The organism is Pedobacter psychrophilus (genome assembly GCF_001652725.1).
GTDB classification, from domain to species: Bacteria; Bacteroidota; Bacteroidia; order Sphingobacteriales; family Sphingobacteriaceae; genus Pseudopedobacter; species Pseudopedobacter psychrophilus.
The window spans coordinates 563,212-583,293 of record NZ_LWHJ01000022.1 but is presented as its reverse complement, the minus strand read 5'-3'; the positions used below and the strand labels follow the sequence as shown (position 1 = coordinate 583,293).

At 32.9% G+C, this 20,082-nt stretch carries 20 protein-coding genes and 1 pseudogene; 8 read left to right on the top strand and 13 right to left on the bottom strand.

Features of this window, described 5'->3' with window-relative positions:
- Positions 1–10 precede the first annotated feature (10 nt).
- From A5893_RS07375 to A5893_RS18290, 3 genes are all read left to right on the top strand, one after another.
- Complete coding sequence (locus A5893_RS07375; protein WP_068821895.1) at positions 11–400, top strand: SRPBCC domain-containing protein; 390 nt, start codon at positions 11–13, stop codon at positions 398–400.
- Positions 401–482: 82 nt separating this feature from the next.
- Positions 483–719, top strand: coding sequence for a hypothetical protein (locus A5893_RS07370; RefSeq protein WP_068821894.1), 237 nt, complete (start codon positions 483–485; stop codon positions 717–719).
- Positions 704–1,000, top strand: coding sequence for a type II toxin-antitoxin system RelE/ParE family toxin (locus tag A5893_RS18290; protein WP_068821893.1), 297 nt, complete (start codon positions 704–706; stop codon positions 998–1,000). Before A5893_RS07370 ends, A5893_RS18290 begins: the two co-directional genes overlap by 16 nt.
- Before the next feature lie 5 nt (positions 1,001–1,005).
- Here the strand turns inward: A5893_RS18290 and A5893_RS07360 are convergent, their stop codons facing one another.
- From A5893_RS07360 to A5893_RS07310, 11 genes are all read right to left on the bottom strand, one after another.
- Entirely contained in the window at positions 1,006–2,010 is a 1,005-nt protein-coding gene (locus A5893_RS07360) for a glycosyltransferase (protein WP_068821892.1), read from the bottom strand.
- The gene (lysA, locus tag A5893_RS07355) at positions 1,991–3,193 is read right to left on the bottom strand and encodes a diaminopimelate decarboxylase (RefSeq protein ID WP_068822115.1); all 1,203 of its coding nucleotides are present in this window, start codon (positions 3,191–3,193) and stop codon (positions 1,991–1,993) included. Before lysA ends, A5893_RS07360 begins: the two co-directional genes overlap by 20 nt.
- A gap of 12 nt (positions 3,194–3,205) precedes the next feature.
- Positions 3,206–4,519, bottom strand: a complete 1,314-nt coding sequence (locus A5893_RS07350) for an aspartate kinase (protein ID WP_068821891.1) — start codon at positions 4,517–4,519, stop codon at positions 3,206–3,208.
- Positions 4,520–4,823: 304 nt separating this feature from the next.
- Positions 4,824–6,260 carry a Glu/Leu/Phe/Val family dehydrogenase gene (locus A5893_RS07345; protein WP_068821890.1) on the bottom strand — a complete coding sequence of 479 codons (1,437 nt, stop codon included), beginning with the start codon at positions 6,258–6,260 and terminating at the stop codon, positions 4,824–4,826.
- Between the two features lie 154 nt (positions 6,261–6,414).
- Positions 6,415–6,621 (bottom strand): CcmD family protein, encoded by a 207-nt coding sequence (locus A5893_RS07340; protein WP_068821889.1) that lies wholly within the window; start codon positions 6,619–6,621, stop codon positions 6,415–6,417.
- Positions 6,621–7,286, bottom strand: coding sequence for a cytochrome c biogenesis protein CcsA (ccsA, locus tag A5893_RS07335; RefSeq protein WP_068821888.1), 666 nt, complete (start codon positions 7,284–7,286; stop codon positions 6,621–6,623). The genes A5893_RS07340 and ccsA overlap by 1 nt, the downstream gene beginning before the upstream one ends.
- A gap of 13 nt (positions 7,287–7,299) precedes the next feature.
- The gene (locus A5893_RS07330) at positions 7,300–7,959 is read right to left on the bottom strand and encodes a heme exporter protein CcmB (protein ID WP_068821887.1); all 660 of its coding nucleotides are present in this window, start codon (positions 7,957–7,959) and stop codon (positions 7,300–7,302) included.
- Positions 7,960–7,996: 37 nt separating this feature from the next.
- A complete protein-coding gene (locus A5893_RS07325; protein WP_068821886.1) occupies positions 7,997–8,539 on the bottom strand; it encodes a transposase in 543 nt (180 codons plus the stop codon).
- 88 nt (positions 8,540–8,627) lie between these two features.
- The gene (gene gldC, locus A5893_RS07320; RefSeq protein ID WP_068821885.1) at positions 8,628–8,960 is read right to left on the bottom strand and encodes a gliding motility protein GldC; all 333 of its coding nucleotides are present in this window, start codon (positions 8,958–8,960) and stop codon (positions 8,628–8,630) included.
- 43 nt (positions 8,961–9,003) lie between these two features.
- Positions 9,004–9,270 (bottom strand): hypothetical protein, encoded by a 267-nt coding sequence (locus tag A5893_RS07315; RefSeq protein WP_068822114.1) that lies wholly within the window; start codon positions 9,268–9,270, stop codon positions 9,004–9,006.
- A 4-nt stretch (positions 9,271–9,274) separates the two neighbouring features.
- Positions 9,275–10,606 carry a DEAD/DEAH box helicase gene (locus A5893_RS07310; protein WP_068821884.1) on the bottom strand — a complete coding sequence of 444 codons (1,332 nt, stop codon included), beginning with the start codon at positions 10,604–10,606 and terminating at the stop codon, positions 9,275–9,277.
- Positions 10,607–10,835: 229 nt separating this feature from the next.
- Between A5893_RS07310 and A5893_RS07305 the strand changes: the two genes are divergently transcribed.
- From A5893_RS07305 to pbpC, 4 genes are all read left to right on the top strand, one after another.
- The gene (locus tag A5893_RS07305; RefSeq protein ID WP_068821883.1) at positions 10,836–12,170 is read left to right on the top strand and encodes a dihydroorotase; all 1,335 of its coding nucleotides are present in this window, start codon (positions 10,836–10,838) and stop codon (positions 12,168–12,170) included.
- 76 nt (positions 12,171–12,246) lie between these two features.
- Complete coding sequence (hscA, locus tag A5893_RS07300) at positions 12,247–14,085, top strand: Fe-S protein assembly chaperone HscA (protein WP_068821882.1); 1,839 nt, start codon at positions 12,247–12,249, stop codon at positions 14,083–14,085.
- A 326-nt stretch (positions 14,086–14,411) separates the two neighbouring features.
- The gene (locus A5893_RS07295) at positions 14,412–14,975 is read left to right on the top strand and encodes a hypothetical protein (protein WP_157687514.1); all 564 of its coding nucleotides are present in this window, start codon (positions 14,412–14,414) and stop codon (positions 14,973–14,975) included.
- A gap of 355 nt (positions 14,976–15,330) precedes the next feature.
- Positions 15,331–17,655 carry a penicillin-binding protein 1C gene (gene pbpC, locus A5893_RS07290; protein ID WP_232456821.1) on the top strand — a complete coding sequence of 775 codons (2,325 nt, stop codon included), beginning with the start codon at positions 15,331–15,333 and terminating at the stop codon, positions 17,653–17,655.
- 51 nt (positions 17,656–17,706) lie between these two features.
- On the opposite strand, the gene A5893_RS07285 is transcribed toward pbpC, so the two are convergent.
- Together A5893_RS07285 and A5893_RS07280 are read right to left on the bottom strand one after the other, a co-directional pair.
- On the bottom strand, positions 17,707–18,255 hold the full coding sequence (locus A5893_RS07285) for a DUF5606 family protein (protein WP_068821880.1): 549 nt from the start codon (positions 18,253–18,255) through the stop codon (positions 17,707–17,709).
- 10 nt (positions 18,256–18,265) lie between these two features.
- Positions 18,266–18,727, bottom strand: a complete 462-nt coding sequence (locus A5893_RS07280; protein ID WP_068821879.1) for a peptidylprolyl isomerase — start codon at positions 18,725–18,727, stop codon at positions 18,266–18,268.
- A gap of 159 nt (positions 18,728–18,886) precedes the next feature.
- Here A5893_RS07280 and A5893_RS07275 point away from each other — a divergent pair.
- Positions 18,887–20,067 (top strand): annotated as a pseudogene (locus A5893_RS07275) (asparagine synthetase B).
- Positions 20,068–20,082: the final 15 nt, after the last annotated feature.

Sequence of the window (20,082 nt, the reverse complement as noted above, 5' to 3'; positions counted from 1 at the left end):
ACATAACAAAATGAAAGACTTTAAAAAATACTATACCATTCTAGCTCCTACAGAGGAGGTTTATCTGGCATTGACAAATCCTTTAAGTATTAAATTATGGAGTGGTGCAGAGGCAGAAATGAGTACTGAGGCAGAATCAGAATTTTCTTTATTTGATGGTGATGTGGTTGGTAAAAATTTAGAGTTTGTAGAAGGGAAAAAAATAGTTCAACAATGGTATTTTGAAGGTCAGGATGAGCCATCTATAGTAACTATAAAAATTCATGAAGGCAAAAGTAAAACTTCTTCTTCCGTAGAATTACAACATACAAATATCCCTGATGATGTTTATGAAGAATTTGTGGATGGATGGAATACTAGTTATTTTGGAGAATTGTATGAATTTTTTGATGGGGAGTAATAACATCTTAATTACCCTTTTGAAATGATTCTTATCTATTTTATAAAACAAATTATTTAGTTACTTTTAATAAAACATAATTATGTCGGTAGCAGAGTTAAAAGAACAAATTATATCTAATCTTAACAGAATTGAAGACGATTCACTTTTATCTGATGTACTAAATTTAATTAAGATGGGAGAAGAAATTAAACCTACCTACAAATTATCAACTGCAGAAAAATTAAATCTTGATCTTGCTTTGCAAGATGTTAAAGATGGAAAAATGTATTCTGATAGTGAAGCAAAAGATATAATGAAAAAATGGTTAAAAGAGTAGTTTGGACCGAAACTGCTTTGAAGGATAATTATAAGATTTATAAGTTTTGGACTAAACGTAATAAAAGTAAAACCTTCAGTAAAAAATTAGCGCTATTATTTGAACAAAAAATAAATTTATTGGCTAGTTTTCCTAAAATCGGATTAGAAACAGATTATAAAAATATTCATATAAAGTTTATAAGTAATTATTCGATTTTTTACAAAATTGAATCTGAACAATTAATTGTGTTAAGAATCTTCGATTCTAGTCAAGATCCTATTATAATTAAACCTTATTAGTTTTATCATTTAAAAGGCAAATACTTCTCTTCTTGTTTATTCAATAAAGTAGGTTGATGATCATTTAAAACTTCTCCATTCATCACTTTCTCATAAATTTTTAGATATTCTTTTGTCATTTTTATGGCTGAGAATTGCTCCTGAGCATATTCATGACAAGCTTTTTTATCAAAAGAATCTGAGGTTTTTAAAGCCTCAATCAAAACAGATTTTTGGTTAGATAAAACACCAACATTATTATTTACCAATTCTGGAAGCGCACCATAAGGAGTTGCAAACACAGGACAACCAAAATATAAACTTTCAATTACAGCTAATCCAAAAGGCTCGTCCCATAAAACAGGAAAAATTAAACCTTTGGACTCATTCAAAAATTTAGCTTTTTTTTGATTGTTTACCATTCCTTCAAAGCGCACATGGGTATCAAAAGTAAAACGCCAACCCATTCTAAAATTAAAACGATGTCCGCCTAAAACGACTAATTTTTGATTTGCTTCCTTTGTTAATTCTAAAGCACCCTTTAAATTTTTAACTTTCCACGCTGCATTAGCCAAAAAATGAAAACTATTTCTTTTAGATTTTAAATCAATAGTTGGATAATTGCTCCAATCTAATCCGTTGTAAACAAACACCTGAGAACCATGTCTTTCAGCGTGATTTTTACTTACAAAAACGCATTGCTTATCCAATTTCATCCCAAAAGGAATATTGCCATGAATAGTTACTAGATAAGGCTTTTTTATTTCCTCATTTGGAGAAAATTGAAGATGAACTAAATCTACATCTTCTGGAATTTGAGTATTTAAACTTTTTTGGGAATCATAAAAAAGAACATTGGCAAACGGGCAAACAGAACCTTCTGAGACTAAATAAGTTATTTGATGACCTAAATCATATAAGCACTTGCCTAAATCCCAAATTACCCGCTCAGTTCCACCGTAAAGTAAAGCTGGAATTTTTGCTGGTAAAACGATTAATATATGAAGCTTTTTAGTCTTCTGAATAAACATGTCGGATTGCTGGCCTTAAATTATAAGCCGATGCCATAACTTCGCCATAGGCACCTGCTGTACGCAAAGCTATTAAATCTCCACGTTTTGTTTCTGGCATTTCAATTTCTTTCCCAAAACAATCAGAAGATTCACAAATTGGGCCAACTACGTCATAAGATATGGGAGAATTGAGATGTGAGATGTGAGACTCTGCATCTTTTGACTTTTGACTTTCTACTTTTAACTTAGAAATATTTTCAATCTGATGATAAGCTTGATATAAAGCAGGTCTCATCAACTCAGTCATACCGGCATCAATAATCACAAAATTCTTTTTAATTCCGTTTTTGATGTATAAAACTTTAGAAATTAAACTACTGCATTGCGCAACCAACGCTCTTCCCAACTCAAAATGAACTTCTTGATGAGTTTTGATGTTTAAGAAATCGGCAAAAATCTTAAAGTAACTTTTAAAATCTGGAATGGCATTTTCATCTGGGTTCTGATAATCAACACCTAAACCACCACCAACATTCAAAATCTTAACCGGCATTCCACGCTCTTCAAACCATTGTTGCATTTCGTTTACTTTAATGCAAAGACTTTTAAAAACGTTCATATCCATAATTTGAGAACCCACATGAAAATGAATACCCAAAAATTCTAAATTCTTACATTTTTTTAAGGTTTCAGAAACTAGAGGTAAATCCCAAGAATTGATTCCAAATTTATTTTCATCTAAACCGGTGGTAATGTAATGGTGCGTATGCGCATCAACATTTGGATTAATCCGAATGGCAACCGAGGCTTTTTTACTTTTTGCACCAGCCAACTCATCAATAACTTCCAATTCTTGAACGGATTCTACATTAAAGGCGAAAATATCGTTATCCAAAGCAAAGTTTATTTCCGCATCAGATTTTCCAACTCCAGCAAAAACAATTTGATTTTTATCAAAACCAACCTCAATCGCTTTTTTCACTTCTCCCCCACTTACACAATCAGCACCAAAACCCTTGGCTTTAACAGCTGATAAAACTTTGTCATTAAAATTAGATTTTAAAGCAAAATGAACATAAAAATGATGCTCATCCGCAGCTAATTTACATTCACTTAAAGTTTGATTTAAAAGCTTTAAATCGTAATAATAAAATGGCGTTTCTTTATTATCAAAAGTGGAAACAACACGCTCATTAAACATTTTTCCCATCTCCTAATCAAATAAACGGTTATGTAAACTTCTCAACGTCTCCGTTTTGTCATCACCTTTAATCAAAAAAGAAAGATTATGCTCACTGCCTCCGTAAGAAATCATCCTTAAAGGAATATGCTTTATAGACTCTAAAATACGTGAACCAAAACCGTGTGAACTTGCAGACAAATCGCCAACCACGCAAACAATGGTTTGGTTAACATCAACTTCTACAATTCCAAAATCGCTTAAATCTTTAGTGATTTCACCTAAATATTTGGTGTCATCAATGGTCACGGAAACAGCAACTTCTGATGTGGTAATCATATCAATTGGTGTTTTATACCTTTCAAAAACTTCAAAAACCCGACGTAAAAACCCATAAGCCAATAACATTCGGCTACTTTGAATTTTAATTGCTGTGATACCATCTTTTGCTGCAATAGATTTAATTTTTCCTGTTTCGCTTTCGCTCGATATTAAAGTACCGAATGCAGAAGGTTCCATTGTATTTAGCAACCTTACTGGGATTTTATATTTTTGAGCAGGGAAAACCGATTGTGGATGCAAAATTTTAGCTCCAAAATAGGCTAACTCCGCAGCCTCATCAAATGAAAGGTGAGAAATAGGTTTTGTTCCTTTAACTATACGAGGGTCGTTATTGTGCATTCCATCAATATCCGTCCAGATTTGAACTTCTTCTGCTTTTATCCCCGCACCAATTAATGAAGCAGTATAATCACTACCTCCACGACGTAAATTATCAATCTCGCCGAAAGAATTTCTACAAATATAACCTTGGGTAATAAACAAATTATTTTTTGGCGAAGCTTCTAATAATGGAGTTAATTGTTCGGTAATATAATCTACAATTGGCTCATTATCAGCATCAATTTTCATGAAATCTAATGCTGGCAATAGTACTGATGGAACACCAATTTCTTTCAAATAAACATGATATAAAGTAGTGGAAAGTAACTCGCCTTGAGCAACAATTACTTTATCTTCAATTTGGGTAAATAAATCGTTGGCGAAAGCATAAAGTAAATCGAAATGATAATTAATCACTTCTTTTGCCTGGTCTAAATATTCTGCTTTGGCAAAAAGTTCGCTAATAAAAACTTCATATTTATCCTTCAAAGCTTTTATTAAAAGGGTAGCCTTTGGTTTATCAGACGCTAAATAGGCATGTCCAATTTCCACTAAATTATTAGTAGTACCAGAAACCGCTGATAAAACTACAATCTGCCTCTCGTTGGCGTTCACAATGTCCAACAGTTTTTTCATCCGCTCCGGACTACCAACTGATGTACCGCCAAATTTTAAAACCTTCATTTTTGATTAATATTAAGTCTTTTTATACTGTTTTTAAAAATTGGCTAAAAATAGCTAAAAGCTTGAGATTAGTAGAATTGAATTTGGTTTTTTATAATGCTGATTTTTGCTTCTAAAAATCAGTTTCCACCATTTGAGTGCATTAACGATTGAAGCGACATCCTTTTTTTCTTTTTCCGAAAAAAAGATATAGCGGAAAGCGTGTTAAAACGCCATAATTTAAATTTGGAAATACATCGTTTAACAAAAAGAGAGAATACAAATTGTATTCTCTCTTTTAAATTAATATTGATCAGGCTGAAAACTATGGCCAAATCCCCATATTCATATAAGAAACAGCAATTTTATCTACTGCGCCAACAAATGCAGCCGTTCTTAAGCTACCCGTATTCTTCTTTAATTTTATTTCCCTAATTTCATGATAAGAACGAATCATGGTATCTTCTAATCCAGAATTTACCAATTCTAATTCTGATGCCCCTTTAGAAACCATTAATCGTTGTTCGTTAGTGAGTGTGGTTCCGGTTGTTTTTTCAATAAGGTTCATGATATTGATATTCTCATTTTCGTCATATCTGCGTCCAATACGTCCAAAAGCTACATGAGAAAGATTCTTTAACCACTCAAAATAAGAAACTGTAACACCGCCAGCATTGGCATACATATCTGGAATAATAATTCCACCATTTTCAATAAATGCAGAAGCGGCAGCTGGAGTAGTAGGACCATTTGCTCCTTCAGCTATAATTTTTGCTTTAATTCTACCAATATTTTTTTCTGTAATTTGATTCTCTAATGCAGCGGGTACCAAAATATCGCATTCTTGCTCTAAACCTTCTGCAGAATTATTAAAATCCATTTGCGATTTGCTAAAGCCTAAAATAGATCCTGTCTGTTTTCTATGATTAAAAACTTCATCTAAATCAAATCCATTCTTACTGTATATAGCACCTTCAAACTCGCAGAAACCAACAATGATTGCTCCAAATTCTATTAAATATTTTGCTGAATGATAACCAACATTTCCTAAACCTTGTACAATTACTCTTTTTCCATCTAAACCTGATGAAAGTCCAAGCGCCTTCATATCATCAGCTACTGAAACGCACTCTCTTATTGCATAGGCAACACCTCGTCCGGTTGCTTCTTTTCTACCTGCAATACCATGTAATGCGATTGGTTTACCGGTTACGCAAGCCAATGCATCTAAAGAACCTGGATTCATAGTTAAATAAGTATCTGCAATCCATGACATTTCTCTTTCGCCAGATCCATAATCTGGAGCAGGAACATCTATACCAGGGCCAATAAAATTTTTCTTGATTAATTCTACAGTATATCTACGAGTAATAGTCTCCAACTCGGCTAATGTATAATCTTTAGGATTAATTTTGATACCACCTTTTGCGCCTCCAAAAGGAACGTTTACGATAGCACATTTATAAGTCATTAAAGCTGCCAAAGCCATCACTTCATCCTCATTAACCATTTCGCTATAGCGGATACCACCTTTTGTTGGAGACATATGATGAGAATGTTCAACTCTCCAAGCATGAATAATTTCGAAACTATTACCTCTTCTGATAGGAAATTGAAAACGATAAACACTATTACAAGCTTTTATCTGGTTTAATAAACCTTTATCGTGGTTTGTATATTTTGCTGCCTGATCTACATATTGGCATACATCATCGTAAAAATGGGGTTCTTCACTAAAAGCAATCTGATTATTATTGGCCATAACGCTTAATATTTTAATTATACGGATTTCATTTTATTGCAAATTTGACATAAAAAAAATCAATAAAACAAATCAAAAAATGATAGTGTGTTGTATACACCACCATTATATTGTTAAAAAAACAGCTCTAAATAATTTAAACATTGTTTTTAGACTATTTTCCTTTTTCGATTTTTTTTAATCTTTTATCGATAGTGAAAAGATAGATAATAAATGCTAAAAAAAGCAATAACATTACGGTCACCACTACATAAATCTTACCAGAGTTTCTTAACTCATCTGCCATTTCAATTTTGCTATCTTGTGCAAAAAGTATTGCAGAAATAAACATCATACTTAAAAACGAAATAAACTTTTTCATTAATTGATTTGATTATTTTTATTCTCTAAAATTCTAATCCTATATCTAATAGTCATTAACCAAGTAGATATTAAAGCCCATCCAATCATTGCTGGATATAATACAAGTTTCATATTGCTATCTAAGTCATAAGTCCCAAAAGCTGGATTACCGCCATTTCCTGGATGTAATGAATCTGTCAATCGAGGTAGAATAAATATGAGCACAACCATTATTGGAAATGCAAAAATATTGTATACTGCTGAAATTTTAGCCCGCTTTTGTTCTTCTTCTAAAGAACCTCTCAAAACCACATAAGCTAGATAAATTAAAGTAGCAATTGCGGAGCTATTTAATTTTGGGTCATTTGGCCAATAATCTCCCCAAGTAAAATTTGCCCAAGTCATGCCAGATGCAAATCCAACTAATGCAAAGACTAAACCTGTATTAACAGCCTCTATAGCCATAAGGTCATGGTTGATATTGTTGCTCTTAAGATATTTTACACTATAAATTACGGAGACCAAATAGGCTATGAACATACCGATCCACATCGGTACATGAAAATAAACTGTTCTTATACTTTCGTGTAATATCGGAAGTGCTGGTACTTTAATCAATAAGCCACCAACAACGGTGTAAAGAACTAATACGGATGCTAGTATTTTCCACCAGCTTTTATACATCATGGTCTAAAATTTAATCTCGCCAAAGGTAAGGAAATAGTAATAAAGAAATAACGATTACAATAGCGTTAATTGCACATAATACTCCAATTTCATTCAAAGAAACCGACCTGTCTAAACCGTCCATTGCGTTTTTTGATAATTTAATAATCAGCATCAACAATGGGATAATAACAGGAAAGCTTAATATAGCCATTAATGTACCGTTATTATTTGCTTTAGAAGCAATTGCAGATATCATTGTAAAGACTGTAGAAAAGCTGATTGCGCCTATTAATACTGCTAAATAATATAACCAAACATCGCCAATATTATTTTTAAAAACTACGCTATAAAACACTAAGGCAATGGTTGCCATTAAAATCATCAATAAAATATTGTAAATGATTTTTGCAATGATAATTGCTTGCGGACTTGCAATTTGATAGTAATATAATAACCTCCCTTTACTTTCTTGCATGAAACTTTTTGCAATGGCGTTAATTGCTGCAAAAAGTAAAATTATCCAAAAAAGAGCGTTCCAAACTAACGGAGGTACAACTCTAAAGGATAAATAGCAAACAAAAACTGTGGAAACCACATACAATAAAATACCATTCAGCGCATATTTAGAGCGCCATTCTAAAAGGATTTCCTTTTTTAAGAGATATTTTATTTGAGTGATGAGGTTCATATTTGCACTTACAAAGTTTTTAAAACCAATTTCAGACTTACGAAGTTTTAAAAACTTCGTAAGTCTTATCTTCTATTATTTTATGAGAATTTTTAAATCCTTCAATTCCACCAAACCATTTTAGCATTTCCTCTTTTTTAAATAATGTAATGTTGTTTGATAAATATGCAGTGTAAGATGAAAAACGATAATCCTGTAAATTATCGATACCAAAAGCTTCAATTGGATTTTGATGAATGTAAGTTATAATCCGTGTATAATAAGATTCCTTTTCAATTTCTTTACTTTTAAACCTACCTTGAAATAAGCTTCCTACTCGATTGTATTTCTTATTTATTGATTTAGAATATGAAATGAAAAAATTTTTGATGTTCTTATCGAACGATTGCTCATTAGTAATTTTAACAAAAAAATGAAAGTGATTCGGCATTAAGCAATAAGCCAAAACATCTAAAGATGGGGTTACATATTTTTTAAATTGATTTAAAAAATAAATATAATTCTCTTCCTCAAAAAAAACATTCTCTTTATTATTTCCTCTATTATAAATATGATAATAACAATCGTTAAAATATTTCATTGAAATTTAATCTTTGCCTTACAACAGACTTACGAAGTTTTTAAAACTTCGTAAGTCTTAACAAAGTTTGTTTTTTAACTTTAACCATTTATTTCTGTTCAATTTCCATTTTCTCGGCAAAATGGGCGCAATAATCTCTTAAATCTTCTACAATATTAGTCTCTCCGGTAGCTCTTAAAAAGCTATCGGCCATGGTTTGCAATGTTTCGTAAAAAAAGCGCTTCATTTCATCTACTGGCATATCTTTAGTCCATAAATCAATGCGCAAACTATTTTTAAAGTTATGGTCCCAAAGTGCCAACATCATAGATTTTACGGCAATTGCTTCTTTGTTCTCATTATCTGTTGATTCCCAAGTAATATTTTCAGGAACATTATTGTCATCTAATTCAATGGTCAATTTAATTTCTGCTTTTTTCATTTATTTTAATATGTTTTTTGTTATGAAGCAATCATGATGGTCTTCATAATTTTTGTGCAATTATCATCATCACTATAATCAACAACACAAACGAGCCTTGTATTAACCAAAGCCATTTAGTGTCTTTTATAAATCTTCTAAATAAAATATCGGTTAAAAAAAGTATCAACGTAAGCGCTAAAGAATAACCCACTTTTGCGGTTGTACTAATTGCAGAATTACCTCTATCAAAACCTAGCAAACAATAAAATGCATACGCCAAACATAGCGCAACGACAATATTTAAAGGAGTAAATTTGATTTTAGGCATTCTTCTATTTATACTTTTTCTTTTGGGCGGCACTCATTTTTACTCCACCTGCTTTAGCTCTTTTTGCTTTAAATTTCAGTTTTTGGTTAAGCGTTTTTTTCTCATGAAAAGCACCCTTAAAATCCGGATCGTCTTTCCTCTTTTGCTCATCAATCTGTTTGGCTAGCAATTGTTTTTCTTCATAATCCGTTTCTTCAATAAAAACCTTTTCAGGGATATTTAAAACTGGTATTTGTTGCCTAATTAAACTTTCTATTTTGTTGATGTAATGTTGCTCTGCTGGGTTACAAAAAGTAATGGCGTTTCCTAACTTATTTGCCCTCCCAGTTCTACCTATACGGTGAACGTAATCTTCGTAAATAATAGGGACATCAAAATTTATTACATGTGTAACTTCAGAAACATCAATACCACGGGCAGCTACATCGGTGGCAACCAAAATCCTAACCTCATCATTTTTAAATGCGTTAATAGAATTTATACGGGTATTTTGTCCTTTATTGGCATGTAAAACTTTTACATGTTTAGCGTTAAAACGTCTTAAAATAAATTTGTAAACGTTTTCTGCATTTGCCCTACTTCTGCAAAAAATGATGGCTTTTTTTACCTCGGGATCATCCTCAACAAATATTTTAAGCAAATTTATTTTTGTCTTAAAATTTGGAACGTGATATAAAACTTGAGTAACCGTTGTTGCAGGCGTTGCTTGCGGAGTCACTTCAATTTTAGTTGGCCAAAGTAAAAAGTTTTCTGCAAGAGTTTCTACCCTTTGATTCATGGTGGCAGAAAACAACATATTTTGCCTTTTGCGAGGAACAACTTCTAAGATTTTATTTATCTGTGGCATAAAGCCCATATCCATCATCTTATCAGCTTCGTCTAGAACTAAAACCTCTAATTTTTTAGTTACGATATGGCCTTCCAGATATAAATCCATAAATCTACCGGGAGTGGTAATTAAGATATCTAATCCTTTTTTTAAGATTTCTATTTGAGTTTTTGGACCTAAGCCCCCATAAATTACAGTAGAGCGTAAATCGGTATATTTTGAATATGTTTTTACATTTTCAGCAATTTGCATAGCCAATTCACGAGTTGGCGCAACAATTAATCCTCGGATATCATTTCCCTGAGCATATTTCAGCTTCATAATCATCGGTAAAACAAAAGCTGCGGTTTTACCCGTACCTGTTTGTGCAATGCCTAAAACATCTTGTCCATTTAAAATAGGGGGAATTGCTTTTTGCTGAATAGGAGTCGCTTCTTCATAACCAGCATCTGCAATGGCATTTAAAACCTGTTTATTAAAACCGAAATCCTCGAAATTTTTGGACATGGCGCAAAGATACGATTGTAAAATTAATTAATGAGGGAAGGATAGAAGGAATGAGTTTTGAAGTAAAGCATATTTGTCTGAATCTTGATTTTCAGGATTTTAGGATTGTCAGGATTAGCCTTTTAAATGCAGATTTGCAATATATTTATTAAACCCAGATTAGTGATTATTAGTGTAATTAGTGGCTAAAAATTATCAGTATTTCTACTTTATATCTTTACTTTGCTTTATGGCACAATATCTTATAAAAAACGCAACGATAGTTAACGAAGGCAAACAATTTGTTGGTGATATATATATCAAAAATCAAAGAATAGAAAAAATTGGAACTGGACTTTCTGTTAATGGCGTAAAAGAAATTAATGCGGAAGGCAAATATATTTTTCCTGGTTTTATTGATGACCAAGTACATTTTCGTGAGCCAGGATTAACACATAAAGCAGAAATTTATACCGAATCAAGAGCTGCTGTTGCCGGAGGAATTACCTCTTTTATGGAAATGCCAAATACTGTGCCCAATACATTAACCCAAGAATTATTAGCCGATAAATATGCTATTGGTGCTAAAAAATCATTAGCCAATTATTCTTTTTTCATGGGTGCCTCTAATGATAATTTAGAAGAAGTTTTAAAAACCGACGTTAAGAATGTTTGTGGAATTAAGGTTTTTATGGGTTCATCAACAGGTAATATGTTAGTTGATAATGAAAAAACTTTAGAAGGCATTTTTAAAAATGCTCCAACTTTGGTGTCCACGCATTGCGAAGATGAAACCACAATCAGAAGAAATCTAGAAATTTTTAAAGAAAAATATGGTGAAGATTTAACCATTGAAATGCATCCTTTAATTAGAAGTGAAGAAGCTTGTTATTTATCATCCTCATTTGCTGTTGATTTAGCTAAAAAGCACAATACTAGATTGCATATTCTTCATATTTCGACAGGTAAAGAGACTTTTTTATTTGATAATAAAACTCCATTAAAGGATAAAAGAATCACTGCTGAAGCTTGTATTCACCATCTTTGGTTTTCTGATGTAGATTATAAAACAAAAGGCAATTTAATAAAATGGAACCCAGCCGTAAAAACCTCATCAGATAAAAATCAAATTTTGAAAGCTGTTTTGGATGATCACATAGATGTTATTGCGACAGATCACGCTCCACATACCATCGAAGAAAAAGCTCAAAATTATTCAAATGCGCCATCCGGCGGACCTTTAGTTCAACATGCATTTAATGCCTTATTTGAAATGTATCATCAAGGAAAAATCAGTTTAGAGAAAATTGCCGAAAAAACCGCACATAATCTGGCCATCTGTTTTCAAATTAAAGACCGGGGTTTTATTCGCGAAGGCTATTATGCAGATTTAGTTTTAATAGATTTAAATGCATCATACGAAGTAAATAAAGCCAACATTTTAGCAAAATGCGGCTGGTCGCCATTTGAAGGGCAAACATTTAATTCTAAAATCACGCATACGTTTGTTAGCGGGCATTTGGCTTATGCCGATAGTGAGTTTGACGAAAGTATTTTGGGAGAGCGTTTGAAGTTTGATAGGTAAAATCAAAATCAAACCTATTACATTTTATTAACAAGCAATCCTTTAAAACATATTAACTTTGGCTTTTTAAAAAATTATGGCAAAAGTTTCAATAAACATAGCTACAGGCTCAATACAAAAGGAAGATATCATTGTTGGGATAGATTTAGGAACAACAAATTCTTTGGTTGCTTTCATCAATCCGGATGGAAACGCAAAAGTGATAAACGATACTGGTAAAGGTGTTTTAGTACCTTCTGTCATCCATTTTGATAAATCTGGAAGTGTTCTTGTTGGTAACGAAGCCAAAGATTTTCTAGTAACAGATCCTCAAAACACAATTTTTTCGGTAAAAAGATTATTAGGTCGCTCCTATCAAGATGTTCAAAAACACCAAGATTATTTTTCTTACAAAATTATCGATGATGAAAACGATGAAAGTTTGGTCAAGATTAAAGTTGGAGAAAGTTTTTATACACCAATAGATTTATCAGCACTCATTTTAAAAGAATTAAAAACCAGGGTAGAACACGCTTTAAAAACTACAGTTTCAAAAGCAGTCATAACCGTTCCTGCTTATTTTAATGATTCTCAGCGACAAGCAACACGTGATGCAGGAAAGTTAGCCGGCTTAGATGTTTTACGTATTGTTAACGAACCAACTGCCGCTTCCTTAGCTTACGGTATCGGGTTAAACCCTGAAGAAGAAAAAACTATTGCTGTTTACGATTTAGGTGGAGGAACTTTTGATGTTTCCATTTTAAAAATCCAGAATGGGATTTTTGAGGTTTTAGCAACCAACGGAAATACCTTTTTAGGTGGCGATGATTTTGACAGAGCAATTGTTGATTATTGGATTGCGCAAAACAAATTGGAAACCAATATTCCAATGCAAGAATTGCGTTTAAAAGCCGAAGAAGCTAAAATTGCATTGAGTCATCAGAATTTATTCAATGAAAAAATTGGAGAAATTTTCTGCACTATTGATAAACAAACTTTTGAAAATCTGATATCAGAAAAAGTACAAGAAACCATAAATGCCTGTCAAAATGCTTTAACCGATGCTGCTATTAATATTTCAGAAATTGATGAAGTAATTATGGTTGGTGGTTCTACTCGCACCGATTTAGTGAAGAAAAAGGTTTCTGAATTTTTTGGGAAACCAGTGAATGACACCATCAATCCTGATGAAGTTGTTGCTTTAGGCGCAGCTTTACAAGCCGATGTTTTATCTGGAAATAGAAAAGATATTTTATTGTTGGATGTTACGCCGCTTTCATTAGGCATAGAAACTATGGGCGGTTTAATGGATATTATTATCCCAAGAAATTCTAAAGTGCCCACAAAAGCCGGCCGACAGTATTCTACTTCTATTGATGGTCAGGTAAATATGAAGATTGCGGTTTACCAAGGCGAACGAGATTTGGTAAAAGAGAATAGAAAACTAGCGGAATTTGATTTAAAAGGCATTCCTTCCATGCCTGCTGGCTTACCAAAAGTGGATATAAATTTTTTGCTTAATGCTGATGGAATCCTCACCATCCAAGCGATTGAGTTGCGTTCTGGAGTAAAACAACACATAGAAGTGAAGCCAACTTACGGTTTAAAAGACGATGAAGTGGAGCAAATGTTATTGGATGCCGTTACTCACGCAAAAGATGATGTGGCCCAACGTATGATTGTAGAAGCCAAAACTGAAGGCGAACAAATGATTTATACCACAGAAAGGTTCATCAACAAAAATGGTGATTTCTTAAACGAAGAAGAAAAAATCCAAACAATAGAACTCATTACCAATCTAAAAACCAAAGTTTTTGAAGCAAATAAAGATGCTATTTTAAATGCTATCGATGCCTTAAACGATTATACCAGACCTTTTGCAGAAAGATTAATGGATGCAGCGGTTTCGCAAGCGATGAAAGGGAAAAATATTTAGAATAAACTTTTGGGCGTTTTAACACGCTGTCCGTTATATCTTTTTTGCCACTTGCGTAATGGCGAGAGGCAAAAAAGGATGCCACTTCCATCGTTAACGCACCTGTAAAGTGGAATAAAAATTTTAATAATTAAATTGTCTGAATCTTGATTTACAAGATTTTAGGATTATCCGAATTAAACTTTTCGAAAACACATTAAATAAATTTTATTTCATAGTTTTAAGCATCTACAAATGATTAAATAGCTATGCTTTTGATAAATCAAAATAAATTACCAAAATATATTTTGTTGATTCTTTTTTTTTCTATTAGTGTCAAAAACATATTGGCTTCTACACAAGACAGTATTATAAAAAGTAATCCTATAGTTTTCGCAGATTTATCTTTTGGGTATTCGGGAGGAAGAGCCGGTGGAATAGGCATTGGCTTAGAAACGAGTTATCAATTCAAAAATAATCTCTTATCTGCCAGATATATTGGAAATTCTAAAATTGATAATAATGGTTTTATTAGTCCATTTATTCCAATTCCAGATTTGGAAGCCCGATCAACAGCTGAAGAATTTTCTCTTTTATATGGCTATAGAAAAATCAAAGATGGTCATTCATTTAGTTTAAGCGGCGGTTTATCTAGAAATAAATATACATTTTATGGAGACGGTGGAAATAATCCATACAAAAGAGATTTTTATATAGGATTTCCATTTGAAGCAAATATTCAATTTTTTAATAAAAGAAAAAGACGAATTCGTTTATACGGCTTTATACCCATCGGAAAACCAACTGCATTAGGTAATGGTTTTGGTTTAAAAGCATTTGGTAATATATCCAGAAACTCTTATGCTGGTTTAAGCTTAAGTTTTGGATTTGGATATTTTAAAAAATATTAATTCGTTATCAAATAGAAAAATTAAAAATCCTAAAGCTAACTTGTCTTTAATTATAGATTATTCTTAATAAGAATTTCATTCACTTAACAGAGGATTATGCCACCTATCTCAAATTATGAAATTTATACATATTCAGATTAGTTTTCATTAGTGAAATTAGTGGCAAAAACACACCCAACTCTGTGGACTTGGCGCCCTTCACGATTAAAATTTACCGAACAAAGTCCAAAATTTAGTTTTCTTAATTTTACATTTGAGAATCCAAAAACATTTGCCGTAGAAACTCAAAATGCAATTCAATAAAATCAGTAAAAAAAGAAAAATTATCTTCCTTGCTATTTTTTCATTCTTGCTGATGTGGTTTTGGTTTTCTTTACCTAAACCACTTTTTAAATCTCCAACATCTTACGTTATCGAAGCTGATAATGGTGAGTTATTAAGCGCCTCCATTGCAAAAGACGGACAATGGAGATTTCCTTTAAACGATACCGTTCCGGATAAATTTATAAAATGCATCACCACATTTGAGGATAAAAGGTTCTTCTATCATCCCGGTGTAGATCCTTTTTCTTTTACAAGAGCAGTAATTCAAAATATCAAAAACAAGAAAGTAGTAAGTGGTGGAAGTACGCTTACGATGCAAGTCATCAGGTTAAGCAGAAATAAGAAAAGAACATTTTATCAAAAGGTAATAGAAATAATTTTGGCTTTTCGCTTAGAACTTACTTTTTCTAAGAAAGAAATCCTTTCTCTTTATGCTGCTAATGCACCTTTCGGGAGTAACGTTGTAGGTTTAGATGCAGCAGCTTGGCGATATTTTGGTAGAAATGCCAAACAATTATCATGGGCAGAAACGGCAACTCTTGCCGTTTTGCCAAATGCTCCTTCTTTAGTACATCCCGGAAAAAACAGAGAAATACTTCTTAGTAAAAGGAATTCATTATTGGAGAAGTTATTTCAAGAAAAAATCATTGATAAAAACACCAAAGATTTAGCGGAATTAGAACCTATTCCCTTAGAACCCGTTAGTTTACCAACCAACGCTCCGCATCTTTTAAATCGCTTTAAAGCAGATTTTAACGACAAGGATTTTAAAAGTACCAGAATAAAAACAACCTTAAAAGCCAACTTACAACTCAATGTTTCTTCTATTTTAAAAAGGTATCATCAACAATTTAAAGCAAACGGAATTAACAATGCGGCCGCTTTGGTTTTAGATGTTAAAACTGGAAATACTCTGGCTTATGTAGGGAATGTTTATGAACCTTCCGACCCAGAAATGGAAAGTCACGTAGATATGATTGGTGCATTAAGAAGTCCGGGAAGTACTTTAAAACCATTGCTTTATGCCAGCATGATGACCGATGGCTTTCTTTTGCCAAATACTTTAATTGCAGATGTTCCTACACAAATTGGAGGTTACACTCCTCAAAATTATGATTTAGGTTATGATGGTGCTGTTCCTGCATCAAAAGCTTTAAGCCGTTCTCTAAATATACCAGCAGTAAAAATGTTGCAGAAATATAAGTACGAAAGGTTTTATTCTCAACTAAAAAAAGTAGGCATCCATAGTTTAACTAACCCACCAGATTTTTATGGATTATCCATAATTTTAGGAGGTTGTGAAGTTTCTATATGGGAATTAGCAGGTGCGTACGCGAGTATTGCTCGTTCTTTAAATCATTATTCGCAGCATCCAAATCAATATGACCCAGCCGATTATCACGAACCAAATTACATCAAACAAAAGATTCAAAAAAAGGAGAATTTAGAAAAATCATCAGTGGCAGATTATGGCTCTTTGTATTACACTTTTATAGCAATGCAAGAAGTAATGCGACCAGGAGAGGAATTGCTGTGGGAACAATTTTCATCTTCCAAAAAAATAGCTTGGAAAACTGGGACTAGTTTTGGATTTAGAGATGGTTGGGCAATTGGTTTAACACCAGATTTTGTAGTTTGTGTTTGGGTAGGCAATGCCGATGGTGAAGGAAGACCAAATTTAACGGGCATCCAAACTGCCGCTCCTATCCTCTTTGACATTTTTGATTTATTGCCTGAAAAACGAGAATTTACTATCCCCTATAAAAATTTGGTAAAAACTGATGTTTGCAAAATCAGCGGATTTAGAGCTGGTGAATATTGTAAAAAGAAGACAACTTATATGCCTTTGACTGCTTTAAAAACAGAAATTTGCCCCTACCATCAACTCATCCATCTGGACCATTCTCAAAAATATCAGGTAACTTCCGCTTGTGAATCTCCAGAATTAATGGTGCATAAAAGTTGGTTTGTATTGCCGCCCTCCATGGAATATTATTACAAAGTCCGTAATAGAGATTATCAAACTTTGCCGCCAATAAGCCCAAATTGTATTAACGAAAGTGATAATTTAAGAACCATGGAACTCATTTATCCAAAAAATAATGCATTAGTTTATATCCCATTAGAAATAGATGGACAAAGAGGAAAAGTAATTTTTAACGCAGCGCATCGCAACCAAAAAAGTAAAATATATTGGTCGATAGATAATGAGTACATAACCACCACACAAGATTTTCATCAAATAGCAGTTTCGCCAAAGGCTGGAAAACACACTTTAACTTTAGTTGATGATGAAGGGAATAGATTAGTGCAGATATTTACAGTTTTGGATAAAATCAAAAAGTCTGTAAAATAAAAACGCTCCCAATAAATTGAAAGCGTTTCTTTAAAATGTTATAATTATAAACTATGGGTTTTTACTTCCTCCAGTTTTCTTAACAGCAGCACTTTTTGTATTAGCTACCTTTTGATTTTTTGGCTTAGCTGTTGTTCCTGCTTTTGGTTTTTCTAATTTAATTTCTTTTTTAGCTTCTTTATTATCAGAATCTTCCGCTCCTTCTGATGGTTTTGCTTCTTCTTCAGAAAACAAAGGCATATCCTTTAATATGTGAAACCAGGAAACAATCTTTTTAATATCAGAAGAGTAAACTCTTTCTTCATCATGCTCTGCGGCCACTTCAAAAAAGAAAGTCCTTAAAACTTTACCATCGGCTTTTGCATCAGGAACATTGGTTGATGCTTTCATTTTCTCGAAAACATCTTTCAATCTTAAATCCTCGTCATTGCCATAAACGGTAATATCATCTAGCGAAGCTAATTTAGCCGTAGATATGTTGACGATAGTTTTAGATTTTACATCGTCTAAACTTTCTAAAATATAGCCAGATTTGTTCTGACCAACTAATTTGTACAATCCTGGCTTGCCAGAAACGGCAACTAAACCTGCTAAATTCATATATTTTTTATTAATCTTCTATAAGGTCGATCGAAACAATTCTATCACCTTGTTTAATAGCATCGACAACATCAACATTTTCAATCACTTTACCAAAACAAGTATGGTTGCGGTCTAAATGTGCAGTATTGTTACGACTATGGCAAACAAAAAACTGAGAACCTCCAGTGTTTCTACCAGCATGTGCCATAGATAAAACTCCTCTATCATGGTATTGGTTTTCTCCGCTTAATTCGCAATCAATATGGTAACCTGGTCCACCAGAACCTGCTTTGTGTGCTGTTGCATCATCTTTAGAAAATGGGCAACCACCTTGTATTACAAAATCTGGAAGCACTCTATGGAAAGTTAATCCGTTATAAAATCCTTCTTTTGCTAATTTTTTAAAATTCTCTACTGTTTTAGGAGCGTCATTATCGTAAAATTCTACGGTCATATCGCCTTTGGCAGTTTTTATTATCGCTTTACTCATGTCTTTATCTTTTTGAAGGTGCAAAATTAACAAAATTTTTAGTGATGCTAAACGTTTTAATGCTTTATCCTTAAATTAGAGGAAATGAAAAAAACATCTTTACTCGTTATCATTCTTTTTTTATGCTTTAAAAGCTTTGCAGCATCTATTTTAATTAATATGGATGAAGAGCAACGAAACCATTTAAAGGCTTATGGAATTGCATTTTATGCTTTACAAAAAGGTATAACGGTTGATTGGCTTTTGAATTATAAAGGAGGCAGCTTCCTAATTGAATATAATCAAAATATAGAAAACGAACTGAAGATTAGGGGTGTAAGCTATAATGTGATTGCTGATGCAAAGTTACAGCAATTTTAACGGAAATAGGTAATCCGGAAGTGAATATGGATATCGTAAAACTGGAGAAAGTCCCAAAAATTGCGGTTTATTCTCCAAAAAGTAAGTTGCCTTGGGATGACGCTGTGACCATGGTTTTAAAATATGCAGAAATACCTTATGATGTAATTTATGATGAGGAAGTTGTAGGTGGGAAGTTACCAGAATATGATTGGTTGCATTTACATCACGAGGATTTTACAGGGCAATATGGGCGATTTTGGGCAAACTATCGTGGTGTAAGTTGGTATCAGGACGATGTCAGAAACCAGGAAGCAATGGCTAAGAAATTGGGATTCACTAAAGTTTCGCAAATGAAGTTGGCTGTTGCCGAGAAAATAAAAGCTTTTTGTAGCGGCGGCGGATTTTTATTTGCCATGTGTTCTGGAACCGATAGTTTTGATATTGCGCTTTCTGCATCAGGAATTGATATTTGCGAACGTATGTTTGATGGGGATGGGGTTACGCCAAATGCACCCTCTAAACTTGATTTTAGCCAAACATTTGCTTTCCAAGATTTTAAGTTAGACATGAACCCAATGAACTATGAGTTCTCTGATATTGATGTTACAAACAACAGGCAAATTGATAGAACAAGGGATTATTTTACGTTATTCGATTTTTCTGCCAAATGGGACGTGGTACCAACTATGCTTACGCAAGATCATGAAAAAGTAATTAAAGGTTTTATGGGACAAACAACTGCATTTAAAAAGTCGTTTATTAAGCCAGATGTGTTGGTTTTAGGAGAATTAAAATCTGCGGGTGAGGCAAGATATATTCATGGTGATATTGGTAAAGGTTCCTGGACTTTTTATGGCGGACATGACCCTGAAGATTATCAGCACATGGTTGGCGATCCTCCTACAGATTTAAATCTTTATCCAAATTCACCTGGCTACCGTTTAATCTTGAATAATATTTTATTTCCTGCTGCTAAGAAAAAGAAACAAAAAACTTAAAAATTTTTTGGTAAA

What these genes read in the sequence shown, in the direction of transcription:
- A5893_RS07285 (WP_068821880.1), bottom strand. Translation starts at nt 18,255, where the DNA reads ATGAATTTAGCAGGTTTAGTTGCCGTTTCTGGCAAGCCAGGATTGTAC.
- A5893_RS07360 (WP_068821892.1), bottom strand. Translation starts at nt 2,010, where the DNA reads ATGTTTATTCAGAAGACTAAAAAGCTTCATATATTAATCGTTTTACCA.
- ccsA (WP_068821888.1), bottom strand. Translation starts at nt 7,286, where the DNA reads ATGTATAAAAGCTGGTGGAAAATACTAGCATCCGTATTAGTTCTTTAC.
- A5893_RS07305 (WP_068821883.1), top strand. Translation starts at nt 10,836, where the DNA reads ATGGCACAATATCTTATAAAAAACGCAACGATAGTTAACGAAGGCAAA.
- A5893_RS07340 (WP_068821889.1), bottom strand. Translation starts at nt 6,621, where the DNA reads ATGAAAAAGTTTATTTCGTTTTTAAGTATGATGTTTATTTCTGCAATA.
- A5893_RS07325 (WP_068821886.1), bottom strand. Translation starts at nt 8,539, where the DNA reads ATGAAATATTTTAACGATTGTTATTATCATATTTATAATAGAGGAAAT.
- pbpC (WP_232456821.1), top strand. Translation starts at nt 15,331, where the DNA reads ATGTGGTTTTGGTTTTCTTTACCTAAACCACTTTTTAAATCTCCAACA.
- A5893_RS07330 (WP_068821887.1), bottom strand. Translation starts at nt 7,959, where the DNA reads ATGAACCTCATCACTCAAATAAAATATCTCTTAAAAAAGGAAATCCTT.
- lysA (WP_068822115.1), bottom strand. Translation starts at nt 3,193, where the DNA reads ATGTTTAATGAGCGTGTTGTTTCCACTTTTGATAATAAAGAAACGCCA.
- gldC (WP_068821885.1), bottom strand. Translation starts at nt 8,960, where the DNA reads ATGAAAAAAGCAGAAATTAAATTGACCATTGAATTAGATGACAATAAT.
- A5893_RS07315 (WP_068822114.1), bottom strand. Translation starts at nt 9,270, where the DNA reads ATGCCTAAAATCAAATTTACTCCTTTAAATATTGTCGTTGCGCTATGT.
- A5893_RS18290 (WP_068821893.1), top strand. Translation starts at nt 704, where the DNA reads ATGGTTAAAAGAGTAGTTTGGACCGAAACTGCTTTGAAGGATAATTAT.
- A5893_RS07310 (WP_068821884.1), bottom strand. Translation starts at nt 10,606, where the DNA reads ATGTCCAAAAATTTCGAGGATTTCGGTTTTAATAAACAGGTTTTAAAT.
- A5893_RS07375 (WP_068821895.1), top strand. Translation starts at nt 11, where the DNA reads ATGAAAGACTTTAAAAAATACTATACCATTCTAGCTCCTACAGAGGAG.
- A5893_RS07350 (WP_068821891.1), bottom strand. Translation starts at nt 4,519, where the DNA reads ATGAAGGTTTTAAAATTTGGCGGTACATCAGTTGGTAGTCCGGAGCGG.
- A5893_RS07370 (WP_068821894.1), top strand. Translation starts at nt 483, where the DNA reads ATGTCGGTAGCAGAGTTAAAAGAACAAATTATATCTAATCTTAACAGA.
- A5893_RS07280 (WP_068821879.1), bottom strand. Translation starts at nt 18,727, where the DNA reads ATGAGTAAAGCGATAATAAAAACTGCCAAAGGCGATATGACCGTAGAA.
- hscA (WP_068821882.1), top strand. Translation starts at nt 12,247, where the DNA reads ATGGCAAAAGTTTCAATAAACATAGCTACAGGCTCAATACAAAAGGAA.
- A5893_RS07345 (WP_068821890.1), bottom strand. Translation starts at nt 6,260, where the DNA reads ATGGCCAATAATAATCAGATTGCTTTTAGTGAAGAACCCCATTTTTAC.